The 20,880-nt window shown below is 69.5% G+C and carries 24 protein-coding genes; 7 read left to right on the top strand and 17 right to left on the bottom strand.

Features of this window, described 5'->3' with window-relative positions:
- Positions 1-527: 527 nt before the first annotated feature.
- A complete protein-coding gene (gene tyrS / locus DDQ50_RS14265; protein ID WP_240614433.1) occupies positions 528-1,832 on the bottom strand; it encodes a tyrosine--tRNA ligase in 1,305 nt (434 codons plus the stop codon).
- A 131-nt stretch (positions 1,833-1,963) separates the two neighbouring features.
- On the opposite strand from tyrS, the gene DDQ50_RS14270 reads away from it, so the two are divergent.
- Positions 1,964-2,572 carry a DNA-binding protein gene (locus DDQ50_RS14270; RefSeq protein ID WP_116757475.1) on the top strand — a complete coding sequence of 203 codons (609 nt, stop codon included), beginning with the start codon at positions 1,964-1,966 and terminating at the stop codon, positions 2,570-2,572.
- Positions 2,573-2,611: 39 nt separating this feature from the next.
- Positions 2,612-3,175, top strand: a complete 564-nt coding sequence (locus tag DDQ50_RS14275; RefSeq protein WP_116757476.1) for a hypothetical protein — start codon at positions 2,612-2,614, stop codon at positions 3,173-3,175.
- 15 nt (positions 3,176-3,190) lie between these two features.
- Here the strand turns inward: DDQ50_RS14275 and DDQ50_RS14280 are convergent, their stop codons facing one another.
- From DDQ50_RS14280 to pheS, 10 genes are all read right to left on the bottom strand, one after another.
- A complete protein-coding gene (locus tag DDQ50_RS14280; RefSeq protein WP_116757477.1) occupies positions 3,191-3,823 on the bottom strand; it encodes a DNA-3-methyladenine glycosylase in 633 nt (210 codons plus the stop codon).
- Positions 3,820-3,948: a hypothetical protein gene (locus DDQ50_RS17630; protein WP_276308414.1), complete on the bottom strand. Its 129-nt coding sequence runs from the start codon at positions 3,946-3,948 to the stop codon at positions 3,820-3,822. Before DDQ50_RS17630 ends, DDQ50_RS14280 begins: the two co-directional genes overlap by 4 nt.
- Positions 3,945-5,405, bottom strand: a complete 1,461-nt coding sequence (argH, locus tag DDQ50_RS14285; protein ID WP_116757478.1) for an argininosuccinate lyase — start codon at positions 5,403-5,405, stop codon at positions 3,945-3,947. Before argH ends, DDQ50_RS17630 begins: the two co-directional genes overlap by 4 nt.
- A gap of 28 nt (positions 5,406-5,433) precedes the next feature.
- Positions 5,434-6,363 (bottom strand): ornithine carbamoyltransferase, encoded by a 930-nt coding sequence (gene argF, locus DDQ50_RS14290; protein WP_116757479.1) that lies wholly within the window; start codon positions 6,361-6,363, stop codon positions 5,434-5,436.
- Between the two features lie 33 nt (positions 6,364-6,396).
- Entirely contained in the window at positions 6,397-7,611 is a 1,215-nt protein-coding gene (locus DDQ50_RS14295) for an acetylornithine transaminase (RefSeq protein ID WP_377940119.1), read from the bottom strand.
- Positions 7,608-8,501 (bottom strand): acetylglutamate kinase, encoded by an 894-nt coding sequence (gene argB / locus DDQ50_RS14300; protein ID WP_240614456.1) that lies wholly within the window; start codon positions 8,499-8,501, stop codon positions 7,608-7,610. The genes DDQ50_RS14295 and argB overlap by 4 nt, the downstream gene beginning before the upstream one ends.
- A gap of 35 nt (positions 8,502-8,536) precedes the next feature.
- Positions 8,537-9,688: a bifunctional glutamate N-acetyltransferase/amino-acid acetyltransferase ArgJ gene (argJ, locus tag DDQ50_RS14305; RefSeq protein WP_116757481.1), complete on the bottom strand. Its 1,152-nt coding sequence runs from the start codon at positions 9,686-9,688 to the stop codon at positions 8,537-8,539.
- Positions 9,685-10,782 carry an N-acetyl-gamma-glutamyl-phosphate reductase gene (locus DDQ50_RS14310; protein ID WP_116757482.1) on the bottom strand — a complete coding sequence of 366 codons (1,098 nt, stop codon included), beginning with the start codon at positions 10,780-10,782 and terminating at the stop codon, positions 9,685-9,687. The genes argJ and DDQ50_RS14310 overlap by 4 nt, the downstream gene beginning before the upstream one ends.
- A gap of 211 nt (positions 10,783-10,993) precedes the next feature.
- Positions 10,994-13,525 carry a phenylalanine--tRNA ligase subunit beta gene (gene pheT / locus DDQ50_RS14315; protein WP_116757483.1) on the bottom strand — a complete coding sequence of 844 codons (2,532 nt, stop codon included), beginning with the start codon at positions 13,523-13,525 and terminating at the stop codon, positions 10,994-10,996.
- Positions 13,525-14,565 (bottom strand): phenylalanine--tRNA ligase subunit alpha, encoded by a 1,041-nt coding sequence (gene pheS, locus DDQ50_RS14320; protein ID WP_377940118.1) that lies wholly within the window; start codon positions 14,563-14,565, stop codon positions 13,525-13,527. Before pheS ends, pheT begins: the two co-directional genes overlap by 1 nt.
- Position 14,566: 1 nt before the next feature.
- On the opposite strand from pheS, the gene DDQ50_RS14325 reads away from it, so the two are divergent.
- Complete coding sequence (locus DDQ50_RS14325; protein WP_240614434.1) at positions 14,567-14,824, top strand: DUF1653 domain-containing protein; 258 nt, start codon at positions 14,567-14,569, stop codon at positions 14,822-14,824.
- A gap of 49 nt (positions 14,825-14,873) precedes the next feature.
- Here the strand turns inward: DDQ50_RS14325 and DDQ50_RS14330 are convergent, their stop codons facing one another.
- Positions 14,874-15,590, bottom strand: a complete 717-nt coding sequence (locus DDQ50_RS14330) for an anti-sigma factor (RefSeq protein WP_116757485.1) — start codon at positions 15,588-15,590, stop codon at positions 14,874-14,876.
- Positions 15,583-16,095: an RNA polymerase sigma factor gene (locus DDQ50_RS14335; protein ID WP_240614436.1), complete on the bottom strand. Its 513-nt coding sequence runs from the start codon at positions 16,093-16,095 to the stop codon at positions 15,583-15,585. Before DDQ50_RS14335 ends, DDQ50_RS14330 begins: the two co-directional genes overlap by 8 nt.
- Positions 16,096-16,338: 243 nt before the next feature.
- Between DDQ50_RS14335 and DDQ50_RS14340 the strand changes: the two genes are divergently transcribed.
- Both DDQ50_RS14340 and DDQ50_RS14345 read left to right on the top strand, forming a co-directional pair.
- Entirely contained in the window at positions 16,339-17,064 is a 726-nt protein-coding gene (locus DDQ50_RS14340; RefSeq protein WP_116757487.1) for a CHRD domain-containing protein, read from the top strand.
- 92 nt (positions 17,065-17,156) lie between these two features.
- Positions 17,157-17,777 (top strand): class F sortase, encoded by a 621-nt coding sequence (locus DDQ50_RS14345; RefSeq protein ID WP_116757488.1) that lies wholly within the window; start codon positions 17,157-17,159, stop codon positions 17,775-17,777.
- Positions 17,778-17,801: 24 nt separating this feature from the next.
- Here the strand turns inward: DDQ50_RS14345 and DDQ50_RS14350 are convergent, their stop codons facing one another.
- From DDQ50_RS14350 to infC, 4 genes are all read right to left on the bottom strand, one after another.
- On the bottom strand, positions 17,802-18,602 hold the full coding sequence (locus tag DDQ50_RS14350; protein ID WP_116757624.1) for a TrmH family RNA methyltransferase: 801 nt from the start codon (positions 18,600-18,602) through the stop codon (positions 17,802-17,804).
- Positions 18,603-18,694: 92 nt separating this feature from the next.
- Positions 18,695-19,078 (bottom strand): 50S ribosomal protein L20, encoded by a 384-nt coding sequence (gene rplT / locus DDQ50_RS14355; RefSeq protein ID WP_116757489.1) that lies wholly within the window; start codon positions 19,076-19,078, stop codon positions 18,695-18,697.
- Positions 19,079-19,109: 31 nt separating this feature from the next.
- The gene (rpmI, locus tag DDQ50_RS14360) at positions 19,110-19,304 is read right to left on the bottom strand and encodes a 50S ribosomal protein L35 (protein WP_116757490.1); all 195 of its coding nucleotides are present in this window, start codon (positions 19,302-19,304) and stop codon (positions 19,110-19,112) included.
- Positions 19,304-19,969 carry a translation initiation factor IF-3 gene (gene infC / locus DDQ50_RS14365; RefSeq protein ID WP_240614437.1) on the bottom strand — a complete coding sequence of 222 codons (666 nt, stop codon included), beginning with the start codon at positions 19,967-19,969 and terminating at the stop codon, positions 19,304-19,306. The genes rpmI and infC overlap by 1 nt, the downstream gene beginning before the upstream one ends.
- Positions 19,970-20,291: 322 nt before the next feature.
- On the opposite strand from infC, the gene DDQ50_RS14370 reads away from it, so the two are divergent.
- Both DDQ50_RS14370 and DDQ50_RS17635 read left to right on the top strand, forming a co-directional pair.
- Entirely contained in the window at positions 20,292-20,693 is a 402-nt protein-coding gene (locus tag DDQ50_RS14370; protein WP_240614438.1) for a DUF1844 domain-containing protein, read from the top strand.
- A gap of 39 nt (positions 20,694-20,732) precedes the next feature.
- Positions 20,733-20,864, top strand: a complete 132-nt coding sequence (locus DDQ50_RS17635) for a hypothetical protein (protein WP_276308415.1) — start codon at positions 20,733-20,735, stop codon at positions 20,862-20,864.
- The last annotated feature ends 16 nt before the right edge of the window (positions 20,865-20,880 follow it).

The following is a 20,880-nucleotide window of genomic DNA, read 5'->3' on the forward strand; positions in this document are numbered from 1 at the left end:
ACCAGAGGCCGAGGTAATTTGGCATTGACTTAGTGCACGCTGTTGAGTTCTCAAGGATCGGACGCTCCCCACTCCCCACCTCGCGGCAGAGTTCATGAGGGCAGACGATTCGTGTCGCTTCTGCGGAACCGCGTCGAGACGGGTTCTGGTTCACCTCCGGAAGAGGCGCACCGTGAGGGACTGTGACGTCCTTCAAAGCGACTCGGTTACTTTAGATCCGCTCTCGCGATCCAGCAAGTGGACTCGAGATGGTTCCGAAGCAACCGGTGTTCCCGCTTGAGGGCCAGAGCTTCTCAGCTCCTCCGCACCGTTTGGGGCAACAAGGAAGACATTACGGGGAGATTTCGCAGTGCGCAACTCGTGGTGAACACAGACCCTCGTTCGAGGGCCCCGAGGGCCCTCGCGCGGGTCGGATCGTCCCCCCAAAACACCCGATCCAGCGGCGGTTTTCGCCCTGGCCTCACGAGGAGGGTTCACCGCGCGCCAGCATGCAGCCCGGGCGTGTCGGCCGACCTGCGCTCGAGACTCTACTCGACGAAGACCCCGGCGAGTGTCCTCTTGCCCCGTCGGAGCACCGCGACTCCCGCATCCAGAACAGCTCCGTCCACGGTGACGGCGTCGGACTCCACCTTCACGTTGTTCAGGTACACGCCTCCCTGCGCGATCGCTCGTCGAGCTTCGCTGAGGCTCGAGGTCAGCCCGGTGTCGACGAGCAGCTGAGCCACCGGCGTGGAGGCGGGCGCCGTGGTGTGCGGGATCTCCCGCAGCGCATCGACGAGGGTGTCGGCGTCGAGACCGCTGAGCTCTCCCCCGCCGAAAAGGGCCTCCGATGCGGCGATCACCTGTTCCGTGGCATCCCTTCCATGCACGAGGGAGGTCACTTCGCGGGCGAGGGTCCTCTGCGCGGCACGACGGAACGGCTCATCCGCCACCGCCCGCTCGAGCTCCTCGACCTGCTCCCGCGTGAGGAAGGTGAAAATCTTGATCCGGGCGATGACGTCCTCGTCGAGCGTATTGAGCCAGAACTGGTAGAACGCGTACGGCGACGTGAGGTCTCGATCGAGCCACACGGCGTTCCCCTCGCTCTTGCCGAACTTGGTCCCGTCGGAGTTGGTGATCAGAGGGGTGCCGATGGCGTGCACCGAATGCCCTTCGACGCGATGCACCAGGTCGGTGCCGCTCGTCAGATTGCCCCACTGATCGCTTCCACCCGTCTGCAGTACGCAGTCGTACTGACGGTGCAGCTGCAGGAAGTCGAAACCTTGGAGGATCTGGTAGCTGAACTCGGTGTAGCTGATCCCCGCGTCCGAGTTCAGGCGCGCACTCACGGCATCCTTCTTCAGCATCGTGCCGACCCGGAAGTGCTTGCCGATGTCGCGCAGGAAGTCGATGGCGGACAGATCGGCCGTCCAGTCGAGGTTGTTGACCATTCGCGCGGCCGCCTCGGATTCGAAGTCGAGGAACCTCTCGATCTGAGCACGGAGGCGGCCCACCCAGTCCGCCACGGTCTCGGGGGTGTTGAGGGTCCGCTCCGCCGTCGGCCTCGGATCGCCGATCAGCCCCGTGGAGCCGCCGACCAGACCGAGCGGGCGGTGGCCGGCCAGCTGCAGCCGCCGCAGGAGAAGGAGCTGGACCAGGTTGCCGAGGTGCAGGGACGGCGCCGTCGGGTCGAACCCGCAGTAGTAGACGATGGGCGGACCGCTCAGCAGTTCGCGGAGCGCCGCCTCGTCGGTCGAGACGTGGACGAGGCCGCGCCAGCGGATCTCATCCCAGATGTTCTCGAACGAGGGATCGTTGTGCTGATCGGCGAGGACGGCATTGGTGCTGGACACCCGACATACGCTAGCAATCCCGCCGGCCTCGGGCTCTTGTGCCCAGGCTCGGGATCGAGTCGTCGGACTTGATCCTTGCGAATCAAGGATTGGGGCTTGATTTAGAATTATCAAGCTCATAAGCTTGATCCATGTTCGTCGTCACCGCTGATCAGATCAACAGCACCGGCGATCGGGACCGAGTGCCCGCCGCGCTGGAATCGGTCGCCGACCTCGCGGACTCCCTCGAGGTGCCGGCCGCACGGTACGCCGGCGACGAACTCCAGTTCGTGACCCGCCACGCCAGCACCGCGCTCGAGATCGTGCTCCGACTGCGACGCGACGATCACTGGAGCACCGGCCTCGGAGTCGGCTCCGTCATCGATCCGATGCCCGCCACCGCCGCCGAGGCCTCGGGCCCCGCCTTCGTTCGCGGGCGCGAGGCGATCGACGCGGCCAAGCGCTCCCCCACCAGATTCACCCTCATCGGCGCACCCGACGCAGTGCCCGACGGTGATCAGGTGGGAGCACTCGTCGATCTCCTCCTCACCCTCCGCGCGCGGCGGTCGCCCGAGGGCTGGGCCGTGACCGACATGATCGCGGCCGGCATGAGCCAGACCGCGGCGGCCGAGCGACTCGGAATCACCCCCCAGGCCGTCAGTCTCCGTCTGCGCGCGGCCGGCTGGCGGATCGAGGAACGCGCACGTCCGGGGCTGGTCGTACTGTTGGAACGGCTCGACGCGGCGACGCCGCAGGACTGAGATCGACACGGGCGCATCGCCCGCGGGAGGAGAGCGGTTATGGGGGCGTCCGTCGTGCTCGTCCTGTACTGGTGCGCACTCGTCGCCACCGTGGCCGCCGCTGCCGCGCTCTCGGTGGTCGCTTGGCGCTCGGCGTCGCGCGCAGTCCTGTACTCCGCGGCCGGGGCGCTCGCTCTCGGGCTCCTGCTCGCCGCCGTTCCCCTCCCCGACCCGGGCTTCGCGCTCGGCTCACTGGTGACGGTCCTCGTCATCGTCGCAGCCGTCGCGGGCGGCGGTCCCGCCGCAGCCCACGTGCTCTCGCTGACCTCTCGCGGTACCGTCCGCGACGGCACCCACGGCGGCATCATCCTCCGGCACGACGGGCGCGACGCCGAGGTGCTGCGGGGAGGCACGACCATCGGCCTGCTGGAACGACTGGCGGTCGCCGGCACCCTCCTGGCCGGTTTCCCTGAGGGCCTGGCCGTGGTCGTCGCGATCAAAGGCGTCGGCCGGTTCTCCGAACTCGACTCGTCGGAGACTCGGGAGCGGTTCATCATCGGGTCGCTCGTCAGCGTCATCTGGGCGGCCTGCGCCGCCGGCATCGCGCTTCTCGCCCGCAGCTGACCCGCCGACCGGGGATCAGCTCAGCGGGAGCCGCCGTCTCGGCACATGGGCGCGGTACGGCGAGACAGTCGGGTCGTCCGGCAGGTAGAACCGCCACGGGTATTCGAGCGACCCGCCGGGACCGCTGACTCCCGTGCGCGCACTCACGGCATGAACGGCCACCGTCTCGGGGCGTTCGAGCGCGTAGGGCGACGACAGCAGATCGGCTCCCCCGTCGCTCAGCGGTATGCCCATCGCCTTGGCCAGGCGTGCCGGCCCCCGTGCCAGATCGCGCGTCGCGACAGCGTCGCCGCGTCGCCGCCTCGCGAGTTCCTCGCCCTCGATGACCTCGCCGGCACGCAGGAGGATCCCCGCGGCGAGGCCGTCGGCGAGGCAGACGATGTTGGCGCAGACATGCATGCCGTAGGTGAAGTAGGTGTAGAGGCGCGCGGGCTCACCGAACATCACCGCATTGCGCCGCCCCTGCCCGCGGTGGGCGTGCGAGCCGGGATCGAGACCCTCTCCCGCGTACGCCTCGACCTCCGTCAGCCGGACGGCGACGGTTCCCTCGATGGTCGTGTGCGCGAAGCGCGCGCCGAGGAGGAGCGGCGCGACCTGCTCGGCGGGCGACTCGAACGCGCCCCGCTCGAACGGCCGCCCCCACCTCACAGGAACGTGCCGTTGCTCACCGAGACGACCACCGCGTACAGAATCGCGAGGATCGCCACCACGACCGCGACGGGGACGACCCAGCGGTAGCGCGACGCGTCGTTCTGCGGACGTTTGCGGCTCATCTCTCTCCCCCGGTGATGTCGCGGACCCGGGCGGTGAGCGCGGCCAGCTGCTCGCGCACGCGGACCGGCGCCGTTCCACCGGCGTTGTCGCGGCTGCCGACGGAGCCCTCGATCGTGAGCACCGATTTCACCTCCGGCGTCAGCAGGGGTGAGATCGCAGCGAAATCGGCGTCGGTGAGGACGTCGAGGTCACCCCCGCGGGCCTCCGCCGCGCGCACGCACGCGCCCGACAGTTCGTGCGCGTCGCGGAACGGAACCCCTCGTGCGACGAGCCACTCTGCGATATCCGTCGCGAGGGAGAAGCCCTGAGGGGCGAGCTCGCGCATCCGGTCCGTATCGAAGGAGAGTGTGGCGACCATGCCGGTGAACGCGGGCAGCAGCACCTCGAGGGTCTCGATGGAGTCGAAGACCGGCTCCTTGTCCTCCTGGAGGTCGCGGTTGTAGGCGAGAGGCAGGCCTTTGAGCGTCGCGAGGAGGCCGGCGAGGTTGCCGATCAGTCGACCCGACTTGCCCCGGGCCAGCTCGGCGATGTCGGGGTTCTTCTTCTGCGGCATGATCGACGATCCCGTCGAGTAGCCGTCGTGCAGGGTGACGAACCCGAACTCGCGGGTGTTCCAGATGATGATGTCCTCGGCGAAGCGAGAGAGGTCGACACCGATCTGGGCGCTGACGAACGCGAACTCGGCCACGAGGTCGCGTGAGGCCGTGCCATCGATCGAGTTCTCGACGACGCGGGAGAAGCCGAGGTCGTGCGCGACCTGCTGCGCATCGAGCCCGAGGGTGCTGCCCGCGAGGGCACCGGACCCGTAGGGCGACGAGTCGGCCCGCCGCCCCCAGTCGGCGAGGCGCTCGATGTCTCGGACGAGCGGCCAGGCGTGGGCGAGCAGGTGATGCGCGAGCAGCACCGGCTGCGCATGCTGCAGATGCGTGCGTCCCGGCATGATCGCGCCGAAATGCCGGTCGGCCTGCGCGGCGATGGAGTCGATCAGATCGACGAGCTGCCCGGTGATCGTCGCGGCATGATCGCGCAGCAGGAGCCGCACGAGGGTTGCGATCTGGTCGTTGCGACTGCGACCGGCGCGCAGCTTCCCGCCGAGCTCGGCGCCGGCCCGCTCGATGAGTCCGCGTTCGAGCGCCGAGTGCACGTCCTCGTCGGACGGCTCGGCGCGGAAGGCTCCGGCGTCGACGTCCGCGGACAGCGCGTCGAGCGCGGCGAGCATGCCGGTCAGCTCGTCGGGGTCGAGCAGGCCGGCACTTGCAAGCGCGGCCGCGTGGGCCCGCGAGCCGGCGATGTCGTATTGGGCGAGCTGCCAGTCGAAATGCGTGGAACGACTGAGCCGCTCGAGCTCGGGCGAGGGTCCCGAAGCGAATCGGCCGCCCCAGAGGGCTCCGCCGCGCACCGCACCCGTCGACTCCGGCGCGGGCGCCTCCTCGCGGGGTTCGATCTCGTCGGCCATCAGCTCTGCTCCCCCGGCTTCGTCATGCTCATGCCCCCTGTTGGCGCAGGAGCCAGACGAGGAGAGCCTTCTGAGCGTGCAGTCGGTTCTCCGCCTCGTCCCAGATGACGCTCTGCGGCCCGTCGATGACGGACGCGTCGACCTCGTAACCGCGGTCCGCGGGCAGGCAGTGCAGGAAGAGGGCGTCCTCGGCGGCGTGCGTCATCAGCTCGGGGGTGACCTTGTAACTCCCCAGCGCCGCGATGCGCTCCGCTTTCTCGTCCTCGCGCCCCATCGACACCCAGGTGTCGGTGACGACGACGTCCGCACCCCCGACGGCGGCGATCGGATCGGCGAGAACGGCGACGGAACCGCCCGTGCGCTCGGCGATCGCGAACGCCTCATCGACGACGTGCTGCTTGGGCTCGTAATCGATGGGCGCGCCGATCCGGATGTTCATGCCGGCCACGGCGCAGGCAAGAAGGTAGGACTGGGCCATGTTGCTGCCGCCGTCGCCGAGGAACGCGACCGTCAGACCGGCGAGCGCGCCGCGGTGCTCGCGGATGGTGAGCAGGTCGGCGAGGAGCTGGCACGGATGGAACTCGTCGGACAGCGCGTTGACGACGGGGACGGTCGTGCCGTTCGCCATCTCTTCGAGGCCCGACTGGGCGTAGGTGCGCCAGACGATCGCCGCGACCATCCGCTCGAGAACGCGCGCCGTGTCGGCGGGGGTCTCCTTGCCGCCGAGCTGGCTGTTCGCCGTCGAGATGATGAGCGGGCTGCCGCCGAGGTCGGCCACACCCACCGCGAAGGACACCCGCGTGCGGGTCGAGGACTTGTCGAAGATCACCGCGACGGTCTGCGGGCCGGCGAGCGGCTTCTCGGAGAACCTGTCGCCCTTCAGTCGGACCGCGAGGTCGAGGATCTCGGACTGCTCGGCGGGGCTCAGGTCGTCATCGCGCAGGAAGTGGCGGGTCATCTGGTTCTCTCGTCGTCGGAGGCGTGCAAAACGTCAGAGCGCAACGAGCGCGGCTCGGAATCGCTCGTCGAAGGCGGCCAACTCGGCGCCGCCGATGATGAGCGGCGGGACGATCCGGAGGCTGGACGCGTTGGGGGCGTTGATGATGAGGCCGTGCGCCAAGGCGCTCTCGGCGACCTCAGCCGCCCGGCCGTCGACGATGCCGACGCCCACCATGAGCCCGGTTCCGCGGACGGCCTCGATGAGCGGCGAATCGATGGCCCGGATCAGCTTCATGAGCTGGTCGCCACGGACCCGCGCATTGTCGACCAGTCCGGCGTCCTCGATCTCGGTGAGCACCGCGTTGCCCACGGTGGTCGCGAACGGGTTGCCGCCGAACGTGCTGCCGTGATCGCCTCGCTGCAGGAGCGCGCTCGCGTCGCCGAACGTGACGAGCGCGCCCAGCGGGATCCCGCCCGCGATGCCCTTGGCGATCGCGACGGCATCGGGTTCGATGCCGGCGTGCTGGTAGGCGAACCATTCGCCGGTGCGGCCGACCCCCGTCTGGATCTCGTCGATGACGAGGAGGGCGCCGTGCGCCGCTGTCAGCTCCCGGGCGCGCTGCAGATACCCGTCGGGCAGCGGCAGGACCCCGGCCTCGCCCTTGATGGGCTCGAGGAAGAGGGCGGCGACGCTGTCGTCGATGTTCTCCTCGAGAGCCTCGATGGTCGAGTCGATGTGCTCGACCCCGGGAACCATGGGGAGGAAGGACTCCTGGAGCGAGACCTTGCCGGTGAGCGCCAGTGCGCCCATGGTGCGCCCGTGGAAGGCGTTCTGCAGGCTGAGGATGCGATGGCGCCCCTCGCCCTCGTTGCGCCGCGCCAGCTTGAAGGCCGCCTCGATGGCCTCGGCGCCGGAGTTGCCGAAGTAGACGCGGCCCCGCTCCCCTGCCCCCGTCAGCCGGCGCAGCCGCTCGGCGAGCTCGATCTGGGATGGGGTCGCGAAGTAATTCGATACGTGGGCGAGAGTGGCCGCCTGCCGCGCCGCCGCCTCGACGACGACGGGGTGCGCGTGTCCGAGGGAGTTGACGGCGATGCCGGCGAGGAAGTCGAGGTACTGCACCCCGTCCACATCCCACACCCACGCGCCCTCTCCGCGCTCGAGCACGAGCATGGGCGGGCCGAGTGTGCGCATGAGGGCCGACGCGTGCCGGGCCTCGTAGCCTTCCGCCTTGGTCGCATCTGTTGAGGTCACGCCTGTCGTGGTCACGCCACGACCTCCGTTCCGATTCCGCTGCCGGTGAAGATCTCGAGCAGGATCGAGTGGGGGATGCGGCCGTCGATGACGGCTGCCTTGTCCACTCCGCCCTGCACGGCCGCGAGGCAGGCGGCCATCTTGGGGATCATGCCCGTGTCGAGCGCGGGCAGCAGTGCCGCGAGCTCGGCCGAGCGGATGTGCGACACGAGCGACTCCCGGTTGGGCCAGTCGCTGTAGAGCCCCGCCACGTTGGTGAGGATCACGAGCTTGGCCGCACCCAGCGAGACGGCGAGGGCCGCTGCCGCCGCGTCGGCGTTGATGTTGAGGCTCTGGCCCGGTTCGTCGCCGTCGGGGGCGATCGAGGACACGACGGGGATCCGCCCGGCCTCGACCTGAGCGAGCACCCCGGCGGGATCGACCGCGACGACGTCGCCGACGAGACCGAGGTCCACCTCGACCCCGTCGACCAGTGCGCCGCGTCGACGGCCGGTGAAGAGACCGGCGTCCTCCCCCGACACCGCCGCCGCGAGCGGACCGTGCTCGTTGATGAGTCCGACGATGTCACGGCTGACCTGCCCGGTCAGCACCATGCGGACGATCTCCATCGTCTCGGGAGTCGTCACCCGGTAGCCGCCACGGAACTCGCTGACGATGCCGAGCCGATCGAGCATCGCGGTGATCTGGGGTCCGCCGCCGTGGACGACGACGGGCTTGATGCCGACGTGCCGCAGGTAGACCATGTCCTCGGCGAACGTGCGGAGGGACTCGGGGTCGTCCATCGCGTTGCCGCCGTATTTGACGACGACGATCTGGCCCGCGAAGCGCTGCAGCCACGGCAGCGATTCGATGAGGGTCGCCGCCTTGATCGCGGCCTCCTCGGGCGTGGTCGTCTGCACCGGCAGCGAACCGGTGAGCGGAGAGGTGACGTCGTGCACGGTCAACTCGAGTACGCGCTGTTCTCGTGCACGTAATCCGTCGTCAGGTCGTTCGAGAACACCGTGGCCGATGCGCTGCCCGCCTTGAGGTCGATGAGAACGTGGGTCTGCCGACCGGACAGATCGACGAGGTCGCGCGGCTGATCGGGCTGCCCCTCGGAGCAGACCCGGATCCCGTTCATGCTGACGTCGACGGCGTAGGGGTCGAACGCGGCGGAGGTCGTTCCGATCGCGGCGAGCACCCGGCCCCAGTTGGGGTCGTTTCCGAAGACGGCGGTCTTGAAGAGGTTGTTGCGCGCGACCGAGCGACCGACCTCGACGGCGTCCTCCTCGGTGAGGGCGCCGACGACCTCGATGTCGATGGTGTGGCTCGCTCCTTCGGCGTCGGCCTGCAGCTGCTTGGCGAGGTCGGTGCAGATGGCGCGGAGTGCCGCGGTGAACTGGTCGAGGTCGGGGCGGACGCCGGATGCCCCGCTCGCGAGAAGCGAGACCTGGTCGTTGGTCGACATGCAGCCGTCGCTGTCGAGCCGGTCGAAGCTCACCCGGGTGGCCGCGCGCAGAGCCGCGTCGAGCTCGGATGCGTCGAGCGCGGCGTCGGTGGTCAGCACGACGAGCATGGTCGCGAGACCCGGTGCGAGCATTCCGGCGCCCTTCGCCATGCCGCCGAGGATCCAGCCGCCTTCCGCGACGGTCGCCGTCTTGCGCACGCTGTCTGTCGTCATGATCGCGTCGGCCGCGTCGAGTCCCCCGTCGGTCGACAGGTGCGCGGTCGCGTCGATGACGCCCTCGAGCACCTTGGCGCGGTCGAGCTGCTCGCCGATGAGCCCCGTCGAGCAGATGAGCACGTCGCCCGCGGAGACTCCGATCGACTCGCCGACGGCCTCGGCCGTCGCGTGGGTGGTCTGGAATCCCTGCGGCCCGGTGAAGCAGTTCGCCCCGCCCGAGTTGAGGGCGATCGCGGCGACGGCGCCGTCGACGATGACCTGCTCGGACCAGAGGATCGGGTTCGCCTTCGCCCGGTTGCTGGTGAAGACGGCGGCCGCGCTCTGCAGCGGACCGCGATTGACGACCAGGGCGAAATCGAGACCTCCGCTGGCCTTGAGACCTGCGGAGACTCCGGCCGCCTCGAAGCCGGCAGCTGCGGTGACGCTCATGGGGCCACTCCGTTCGTGGTGAGCCCGAGGGTCTCGGGGAAGCCGAGTGCGATGTTCGCGGACTGGATCGCGGCGCCCGCGGTGCCTTTGACCAGGTTGTCGACGGCGGCGATGACGACGACGCGGCCCGCTGCCTCGTCGACGGCCAGGCCGAGCAGCGCGGTGTTGGCACCGATCACATCGGCCGTGCGCGGGAACTGGCCATCGGGGAGCAGCTCGACGAACGGCTCGTCGACGTACGCGTCCTCCCACGCCGCGCGCACCTCGGCAGCACCGACCCCCGGCGCGAGGATCGCGGTCGAGGTGGCGAGGATGCCGCGCGACATGGGCACGATCACCGGGGTGAAGGAGATGGTGGACGACTCCGCACCGGCCCAGCGAAGCGCCTGCTGGATCTCGGGGATGTGGCGGTGCACTCCCCCGATGCCGTAGGCATTGGCGGAGCCGAGGATCTCACTCGCGAGCAGGTGAGTCTTGAGCGTCTTGCCCGCACCGGACGGCCCCACCGCGAGGACGGAGACGAGATCGGTCGGCAGGATCACTCCCGAGGCGATGCCGGGCGCTAGCGACAGGGCCACCGTGCTGGCGTTGCATCCCGGGGCCGCGATGCGCCGAGCGCCTACGAGCCGGCCTCGCTGCTTCGCGACGAGATCGGAGACGGCGCCATCGGGTGCGTCGGACGCCAGTCCGGCGGTCACCGCGGGGATGGGCAGTTCGGGTACGCCGTAGGCCCACGCCTCGGAATGCTCGCCCGAGTAGAACGCCGCCCAGTCCTCGGCGGACTCGAGCCGGTGGTCGGCGCCGCAGTCGACCACGAGGGCCGCGTCGCCGAGTTCGGCGGTGATCGCGGCGGAGGCGCCGTGCGGCAGGGCGAGGAAGACGATGTCGTGCCCCGCGAGATTCTCGGGGGTGGTGTCGACGAGGACGAGATGAGCCAGCGAACGCAGATGCGGTTGGACCGAGCCGAGGCTCTGCCCCACTGTCGAATGCGCGGTGACGGTGCGCACTTCGAACTCGGGATGACCGCTGAGAAGCCGGAGTATCTCGCCGCCCGCGTAGCCGGAAGCACCGGCTACGGCAACGGACAAAGGCATGTTTCTACCTTACTGAGATGGATGGACGGGGCCTGAAACGGCGACGATGCGAGCCGACCCGATGAGCGGGTGGCGAAGGCATGCCGCCTAGGCTCGGCGCGCGCGTCGACGGTCGCGACGAAGCGCGATTCCCTGCCGACGGATGTCCATAGAAGTGCGACATTAGCGCGCGGCGCACCCGAGCGACAACTCGGGCGCGCCGCGCGCCGATTCACTCCCGCAGCTTGGCGCCGGTGCGCTCGGCCGCGAGCGCGACGCCCGCGAGCTTCGACTCGGTCGCCTCGGCAGCGGTGAGAGTACGGTCGACCGCACGGAACCGCAGCGCGAAGGTCAGCGATTTCAGCCCGTCCGGAAGACCCGACCCGCGGTAGTCGTCGACGAGGCTGATCTGCTCGAGCAGCTCGCCGGCTCCTTCGGCGACGGCGGACAGCACGTCGCCTGCGGGCACCGTCGCGTCGACGACCAGGGACAGGTCCTGGGTCGCAGCGGGAACGCCCGCGATGAGAGCGGCGTGCGCATCGGGGTCGGCGAGGCTGATCAGCAGGTCGAGGTCGAGCTCGGCGACCGCGACGACCGCGGGGAGATCGGCGTCCTGCGCGACCGTGGGCAGCAGTTCGCCGGCGAAGCCGACGGACACGGCGCCGTTCTCGGTATCGACGAACAGCTCGGCGGTGCGCCCCGGGTGGAAGGCCTGATGCGACGACTGGGCCGGTCGCACCCGGACGCGCACGGCCGCAGCCACCTGCTGGGCGGCCGTCAGCGCATCGCGCCAGTCGTAGGCGACGGCATCCTGACCGGGCTGCTTGCCGGTCTTCAGACCCATCCGCAGCACGGCGACATGCCGGGGCTGAGGGGGCAGGCTCGCGTTGAGCGCGACGAGCGTCTCGCGGCTCGGAAGCGCGGCGATCGGCGGGATGTAGTCGGTGCCGTACTGGACGCCGGGCTCGGGTCGGAACACCGATCCGACCTCGAACAGATCGAGATCGACCTCGCCGCGCGAGCGGTTGCGCTTCGCGACGTCGAGAAGACCCGGGATGAGTGATGCCCGGAGGTAGGGCGCCTCGCCGTCGAGCGGGTTGGCCAGGCGCACCGAGGCCACGTCACCGGCGATCGGGGCACCGAAGAGGTCGTTCTCCGCCTTCGCGACGAACGGGAAGGGGAGGACCTCGACGCTGCCAGCAGCGGCGAGCGAGCGGGCGACACCGCGGCGGAGCTTCTGCGAACGGGTCAGTCCGCGGCCGGGAGGGGCGACGGGCAGCACCGACGGGATGCGGTCGTAGCCGGCGAGGCGTGCGACCTCCTCGGCCAGCGTCGCCTTGTCGGTCAGATCGGGGCGCCAGCTCGGCGGGGTGACGAGGAGTCCGGTTGCGACTGCCTCGATCTGAGCCCCGATCGCGCTGAGTGCCGACATGACCTCGCCGGGCGTGTAGTCGACGCCGATGATCGAGCTGACGTATCCCTCGGGCAGCTCGATGGCACCGCGCACTGCGGGGTCCGTGTAGTCGGAGCCCAGAGTCGTCACCGTGCCGCCTGCGAGGTCGACGAGGAGTTGCACGACTCGCGCCGCGGCGGCCTGCCCGACCTCGGGGTCGACGCCGCGCTCGAACCGCTTCGACGCCTCGCTGGAGAGCTTGTGCCGCCGCACGGTTCGCGCGATCGACACGGGATCGAAGTTCGCGGCCTCGATGAGCACGTCGGTCGTGGAGGCGCTCACCTCGGTGCGCGCGCCGCCCATGACTCCGGCGAGTCCGATCGGGCCGGAGCCGTCGGTGATGAGCAGATCCTCGGGGTCCAGCTTTCGGGTCTGACCGTCGAGGGTCTCGAGCGTCTCCCCCGCTTCGGCTCTGCGTACGACGATTCCGCCGTCGAGGGTCGCGAGGTCGTAGGCGTGCGTCGGCTGGCCGAGCTCGAACATCACGTAGTTGGTGATGTCGACGGGCAGCGAGATCGAGCGCATGCCGACCAGGCGCAGACGGGAGACCATCCACGGCGGGGTCGGTCTGGTGACGTCGATTCCGCTGACGACCCGGGTCGTGAACGCCGTCGAGCCGACACGACCGCGGATCGGATCGCCGTCGTCGATCGTGACGTCGAATCCGCTGCCGATGAGCGGCTGCGGCGCGGCGGCGGGGTCGTGGAAGGCGGCCCCCGTCGAGTGCGAGTACTCACGGGCGATGCCGCGGATCGAGAACGCGTAGCCCCGGTCGGGCGTGACGTTGACCTCGACGGCCGAGTCGGCGAGGCCGAGCAGTTCGATCGCGTCGGTGCCCGGCTCGGGATCGAGACCGAGGGTGACGAGTCGGAGGATGCCGTCGTGCTCCTCGCCGAGGCCGAGCTCGCGGGTCGAGGCGATCATGCCGTCGGACACGTGGCCGTAGGTCTTGCGGGCCGCGATCGGGAACGGGCCGGGCAGCACCGATCCGGGCAGCGTCACGACGACCTTGTCGCCCACCTCGAAGTTCGAGGCGCCGCAGACGATGCCGCGCACGTCGGCGCCGCCGTCGGCAGCCTGCTCGCCGTCGGGGGCGACGCGGACCTGGCACCAGCGGATCGTCTTGCCGTTGCTCTGCGGTTCGGGGATGAACTCGAGCACCTCGCCGACGACGACGGGGCCGGTGACGTCGAACTCGTGGACGTCCTCCTCCTCCAGACCGACCTTGACGAGTGCGGCGTGGACATCGGCGAGGGTCGTGTCGGCGGGGAGGTCGACGTACTCGGCGAGCCAGCTCAGCGGTACCCGCATCAGAGCACCTGTCCGAACTGCTCGCTGAAGCGGATGTCGCCCTCTGCCATGTCTCTCATGTCGTTCAGTCCGTTGCGGAATTGGAGGGTGCGCTCGATGCCGGTGCCGAACGCGAAGCCCTGGTATTCGTCGGGGTCGATGCCGGCGGCTCGCAGGACGTTGGCGTTGACCATGCCGCACCCGCCCCATTCGACCCAGCGGGGCCCGCCCTTGGCGCCGGGCTGCCAGACATCCATCTCGGCTGACGGCTCGGTGAAGGGGAAGTAGTTGGGGCGCAGGCGGATGCGCGCCTCGTCGCCGAACATGATGCGGGCGAGGTGCTCGAGGGTGCCGCGCAGGTGGGCCATGGTCAGGCCCTTGTCGATGGCGAGTCCCTCGAACTGCGAGAAGACCGGCAGGTGCGTCGCGTCGAACTCGTCGGTGCGGTAGACCCGGCCGGGGCACAGGACGTAGACGGGAAGCGGTCGATCGAGAAGCGACCGGACCTGCACCGGCGACGTGTGGGTGCGCAGCACGAGATGCCGCTCGGGCGGGTCGATGAAGAAGGTGTCCTGCATGGCGCGTGCGGGGTGGTCTTCGTCGAAGTTGAGCGCGTCGAAGTTGAACCACTCGTGCTCGAGTTCGGGGCCTTCCGCGATCTCCCAGCCCATGCCGACGAAGATGTCGCTGACCTCTTCCTGCAGCAGGCTCAGCGGGTGCCGTGCCCCGGGACGCCAGGTGCTCGACGCCGCCGTCACATCGACCGCCTCGGCGGCGAGGCGAGCCGCGGTCTCGGCTTCGGCGAGTTCGCTCTCGCGCTGGGCGAATGCCTGGTTCACACGCCCCCGTGCCTGACCGACGAGCTTGCCGGCCGAGGCCTTCTGGTCGGCGGGGACCTCGCGCATGAGCGCGTTGAGCTTGGCGAGAGCTGACGCCTCGCCCGCATGGGCCGAGCGGGCGGCCTTGAGGTCGGTGAGCGAGGAGGCTGCCGCGGCGGCGGCGAGGGCCGCGTCGACGGCCTCGGCTACGGCGGATTCGCTGATGGGAGACGTGGATGACACGGTGATCGAGTCTACCGACGCCGAGCTCGCTAAGGTCATCCGCATGGACGACCTGCAGCCCGGGACCTACGAGCACTTCAAGGGCGCCCGGTACGAGGTGCTCCACCTGGCACGGCACAGCGAGACCGAGGAGGAGCTCGTCGTCTACCGTGCCCTCTACGGTGAGAGGGGCGTGTGGGTCAGGCCGCTCGCCATGTTCTCCGAGACCGTCGAGCACGACGGGCAGGTCATCCCCCGCTTCCGCCGGGTCAAGGGCTGAGGCCCACCGCCCGGCTCGCGCCGTGCCGAGGCCTCCGCGCTGCGGGGCCTCAGGCGCCGACCGACGGGACCTCCGCGACGGCGATCTCGTCGCCGCCCTGATCCCTGATCACGACGGAGGCGACGTCCTCTCGGAGAACCGCTGCGTTCATCCGGCAGTCGATCTCGACTGCGGAGCCGAGGAAGGTCCCCGAGTCGTATTCGGCGCCGTCGCGGCCGACGAGGGTGACCGTGTAGCTCTCGCCCACCGCTGCGCCCGAGATGACCAGGTCGGTCTCGGTACCCCAGGTGTGCGCGACGAGGTCGCCCTCGACACCGACGCCCGAGGGCTCGCCGACGAATTCGACGTGCTCGACCGCACCCAAGGTGCCGGGAGGTCCCGTCGGACCGCTCGGCTCGGCTATCGGGATGAGAGTGCCGGCGACGACCCCGATGGCGACGCAGGCGGCGGCGCCCGCGATGAGCTGCCAGGCGCGTGGGCGTCGGCGGCTCGCGAGATCGATGACGGCGGGGGGCTCTGCTTCCGCACTCTCGTCGTCGGCGAGCGCCGCGATCCGATCGCGCAGCGAGGCCGATGGCGCGACCTCCGTCCAGGTGCCGATGTCCGTGGCGCGGTCGGCGACTCCCCCGAGCTGGGCCAGGTCGGTGTCGATCGTCGGGTCGGTCGCCCGGAGCGCATCGAGCTCGACGGTCTCGTCGGGGGTGAGTTCGCCTGCGATGGCGGCGATGATCAGTTCGGCCCGCCGGTCCCGTGTCGGTTCAGCCATTGCGGCTCTCCAATCCGTCGAGGTGGGTGCGCAGGGCACGGAGCGCGTAGAAGGCTCGTGTGCGCAAGGTGGCCACCGGAACACCGAAGCGTTCCGAGGCTGCCTGGTAGGTGAGCCCCTCGAGATGCACGGCGATGACGATCGAGCGGTGCTCCTCGGTCAGCACGGCGAGCGCCTCGGCGAGTTCGAGCCGGTCCAGTGGATCGGCGGCCACCGCTGCGATCCCTTCGACGAGCCCGTCCGCCGTCTCGGGCACCGTCCGCGCTCGCGCCCGGAGCGCATCGATCACGACTCGGCGGGCGATCCCGAACAGCCAGGTCCGCTCGCTGCCGCGCTCGGCGTCGAAGGTGTCGCGCGACCGCCAGGCTCGAAGGAACGTCTCCTGCACGCAGTCCTCTGCAAGGGCGTGATCGCGCAGCGCGTTGACCGCGAACCCGAGGAGGGCGGATCCGTGCTCGTCGAACGAGCTCGCGGCGTCGAAGTCGCGTCGTTGCACGGGTGGCATCCTCCGTCCAGGCGATGTCACGGTCACCACGGTCATCCGTTCTCCCGCCCGAGCCTAGGTGAGCCGCCGGTCGACGGTCCCCTCCGACAGGTAGTACGCACGGAAGGCTCCCCGCGTTCATCCGAGGACCGAATTCATCTCGAACCCGTGTATCCGCCGTATGCGTGAACGGTCCGCCGCTCCGACTCGTAGTACCTGGTGAGCGCCCCGACCGGTGCGCGTGACCTTCCGGAAGGCAGATCGATGAACAGACTCCCCCGCAGCATCACCGTCGGCGGCGTGGCCGCCGCAGCTCTCGTCCTCGTCGCGGCGGTTCCCGCTCACGCCGAGACCGAGGTGGCCGAACCCGACAGCTTCACGAGTGCCTTCACCGTGATGGCGACACCCGATCAGGTCATCAACAACGACGGGGTGGCGGCTCCGGGACAGCCCGGCGCGGCCGGGCAGTTCAACTTCCGGATCAACTCAGACCTCGAGATCATCTGCTACGACATCACCCTCACCGGGGTGACCGGCGACTACCAGAGCCCCGCGAAGACGGCGACGCACATCCACGAGGCCGTCGCCGGGGCCGCCGGTCCGCCGCGCATCGCATTCCCCAACCCGACGCCGGTCGGTGACGGCCCCCGCACGAGCAGCGGATGCCTGCAGGGACCCTTCACCACGGGCGTGATGTCCGCTGCGGGAGCCGACACGGGAACCGGCTTCACCCTCGCCCAGATCGAGGCGAACCCGTCCGGCTTCACCGGCGACTCGCACACCGTCGACTTCGCTGCGGGTGTCGTGCGGGGACAGCTGTCCCAGGTGCCCGTCGGCGGGATCAGCACCGGCGGTGGCGGCGCGAGCACGGTAGCCGCCGCCCCCGAAGGTGACTCGGGCCTCGCGATGGGTGCGATCGGACTCGCCGCCGCGACAGCGCTCGGCACCGCCGGTTACCTCGTCACCCGCCGCCGGGCGCAGCGCAGTTGAGCCGTTCCTCCGGAGCCTCGGCGGGCGTGCGGGCGGATGCCCCGCGCGCCCGTCGAGGCGGCGAGCGGCCCGGCCCCCCGCGTGCGGCGCGCATGATCGCCGCCGCGGGCATGCTGGGCCTCGTCGCCGCGCTGGTCGGGTGCGCGCCTGCCGAATCCGCTGCCGACACCGCGCCTCGGCCCGAGCGATCGACCACCGCTCCGGCCCCGGCCTCACCCGAGCCGACGGTCGACCCGGCCCCGGCGGAGCCGGTCGCCGCCCCGCTCGGCGAGGGCGTCGAACCCGCGGCGATAAGGATCGCGGCCATCGATCTCGACGAGCCGCTCATCGACCTCGGCATCAAGTCCGACGGGTCGATGTACGTTCCCGCCGAATGGAATGACGTCGGCTGGTTCACCGGAGGCGGCAGACCGGGCGGGCGGGGACCCACCGTCATCGCGGGACACGTCGACTCGGTCAGCGAACCCGCCGTCTTCTATCGCCTCGCGGAACTCGTTCCGGGTGACACCGTCGAGGTCACCGATGTCAACGGCGCCGTCACGACATACGCCGTGTCGGAGGTGACGGACTTCCCGAAGGCGCAGTTCCCGACGGGTCGTGTCTTCGGGGCCCTGCCGACCGATGAGCTGCGTCTCATCACCTGCGGCGGATTCTTCGATCCGTCCGCGGCGAGCTACGTCGACAACACGGTCGTCTTCGCCGTGCGCGTCTGAGACGGGCAGCCCAGGACGGTGCCGTCAGCCTCGCTGGGCGAACGCGCTCTCGTACAGGCACACCGACGCGGCGGTGGCGAGGTTGAGGGACTCGGCGCGGCCGAAGATCGGGACCGCGACGATGTCGTCGACCCGCTCGAGGTCCTCGTCCTCCAGGCCGCGGGCCTCGTTGCCGAACACCCATGCCGTCGGTTCGGTCAGAGCTCCGGAGTCGCGGAACTCGAGCAGCGATCCACCCTTCACGTCGGCGGCGACTGTGCGCAGTCCGGCGCCCCGAGCGCGGACGAGCACGTCGGAGAGCGTCGCGCCCACGGCGACGGGTAGGTGGAAGAGCGAGCCAGTGGTCGCACGAACGACCTTCGGGTTGTAGAGGTCGACGGCCCGGCCGCTCAGCACGACGGCGTCGGCGCCGGCCGAATCGGCGGCGCGGATGATGGTGCCGAGGTTGCCGGGGTCCCGAACCTCTTCGAGGACGGCGACGAGCTTCGGCGATCCGGCGAAGATGTCGCGGATGGATGTGGGGAACTGGCGGCAGACGGCGATGAATCCCTGCGGGGTCACGGTGTCGGCCATGCTGTCGAGCACGTCCTCGGTGACGAACTCGACCTCGATGTCGTTGTCCTCGGCTCGCGCCATGATGTGGGGGTATCGCTCCACCGCGGTGGGGGTACCGAAGAGCTCGACGATCAGCTCCGGCCGCCAGGTCAGCGCCTCTCCCACGGACTGCGGGCCCTCGAGCAGGAAGTTGCCGGTCTCGGACCGCACGTTCTTGCCTGCGAGTCGGGCGATGGCACGGACGCGCGGCGCGCGGGGGTTCTCGAGCATCCGCAAAGCCTACTTAACGTACGAAGTGCCCGGCCGGGCATCGTCCTGGAGAGGACGTGCCGGACCGGGCACTTCGAATGCGGTGCTGAGGCTCAGGCGACCTTGGGCGCCGAGGTGTCCTCGGGGAGCGCGGCCTTCGCGGTGGCGACGAGCGCGGCGAAGGTCGCGGGCTCGTTGACGGCCAGCTCGGCCAGGATGCGACGGTCGACCTCGACACCCGCGAGGCCGAGGCCCTGGATGAAGCGGTTGTAGGTCAGGCCCTGAGCACGCGACGCGGCGTTGATGCGCTGGATCCAGAGGCGACGGAAGTCGCCCTTGCGTGCACGACGGTCACGGTACGCGTAGACGAGGGAGTGGGTGACCTGCTCCTTGGCCTTGCGGTAGAGGCGCGAACGCTGTCCGCGGTAGCCCTCGGCGCGTTCGAGGATGACGCGACGCTTCTTGTGGGCGTTGACGGCCCGCTTCACTCTTGCCATGTCTGTTCTTCCTTTACGTTTTCGTCTCGGGCTACAGGCCGAGGAGCTTCTTGGCGACCTTGGCGTCTGCCGGGGCGAGAACCTGGTCCTGGTTGAGACGGCGAGTGCGCTTGCTGGCCTTGCTCTCGAGGTTGTGGCGCATGCCGGCCTGCTGCTTCATGATCTTGCCGGAACCGGTCACCTTGAAACGCTTCTTGGCACCCGAGTGGGTCTTCTGCTTGGGCATTAGTTCTCCTTGGTCGTCGCGGATGCCGGTTCGGTGGCTCCGGTGGTCTCTGCGGGCTCCGCCGGAGCGGCACCCTCTTCGCCCTTGCTGCTGCTCGCGCGCTGGCGGGCTTGGGCCTGGGCTTCGGCCTTGGCGTCGGCCTTGTTCTTGAGCGGCCCGATGATCATCACCATGTTGCGGCCGTCGATGGTCGGGGTGGACTCGACGGTTCCGAACTCGCTGACGTCTTCGGCGAAGCGCTGCAGCAGTCGGACACCCTGCTCGGGCCTCGACTGCTCGCGGCCGCGGAAGAGGATCATCGCCTTGACCTTGTCGCCGGCCTTGAGGAACCCTTCAGCGCGCTTGCGCTTGGTCTCGTAGTCGTGCGTATCGATCTTCAGACGGAAACGAACCTCTTTGAGGATCGTGTTCGTCTGGTTGCGACGGGCTTCTTTCGCCTTCTGAGCCGTCTCGTACTTGAACTTCCCGTAGTCCATGATCTTGGCGACCGGCGGCCGTGAATTGGGCGCCACCTCGACGAGGTCGAGGTCTGCCTCTCGTGCGAGGCGGAGCGCGACGTCGATGGATACGACGCCGACCTGCTCGCCGGCGGGGCCGACGAGACGGACTTCCGGTACACGGATGCGGTCGTTGGTACGGGGATCGCTGATGCGTTGCTCCTTCACTCGTTGTCTAGATCGAGGAAGTGGGGCACGCCTCCGACGCATTGGACACGTCGGGCTCCCCCAGACCGTCTGCGATCCTCATGGCCCCGCTCGGTCCGGAACGGACCAGCTGGACCCTCAGACCGCCAGAGCCCTGTCGGGCCCGCACGGTGGGGTGCCATCGACCCGGTAACCTATGAAAACGGTCAAGCGCGGGTGGGAGTTGAACTCCACTTTCCTGTGTCACCGGCACTCCTCGGAGAGGAACAGTCGGCGACAACCCGCAATGTTAGCAGAGGCCGGGCGCGAATCGAAGGGCCAAGCCCTTCGGGAGGGATCTGACATGAGCGACGACGCTGCGGCAACCGGAGATCCGAACGGTGATACGCGCTTCGGACCCGACTACGAGGGCGACTACGTCCGCGACATCGGAGAGGTCCCGGCCGTCGAGGTCATCAACACGGTGGCCGTCCACCTGTTGAGCGCCGCCGCCGTGCAGTGCGGCCTGGGAGTGGATGATGCGGGCAACCCGTCGACGACTCCGACGGACCTCGACGAGGCGCGCAAGCTCATCGACGCGCTCGCGGGCCTGGTCACCGCCAGCGCCCCGTACCTCGGCGACCATCACGCCCGCGCACTCCGCGACGGCCTGCGCTCCGTGCAGCTCGCGTTCCGCGAGGCGTCCCCGTACCCCGACCCGATCGGCAAGGGTCCGGGCGAGAAGTGGACCGGCCCGGTCAACTGACCTCGCGGCCCGCCACCTGTACGAACCAGGACCGGGTTCGTGGATCAGGAGATTGCGCACCGCGCGGCGGGCTTCGATCGCACCGTTCAGGAGATCCACGCGGATCAGGACGAATTCCACGCGGATCAGGATGGATCGCGAAAATCTGCTGATCCGCGCAGACACTCCTGATCCGTGCAACCGTCTT

The organism is Amnibacterium flavum, assembly GCF_003097495.1.
Classification (GTDB): domain Bacteria; phylum Actinomycetota; class Actinomycetes; order Actinomycetales; family Microbacteriaceae; genus Naasia; species Naasia flava.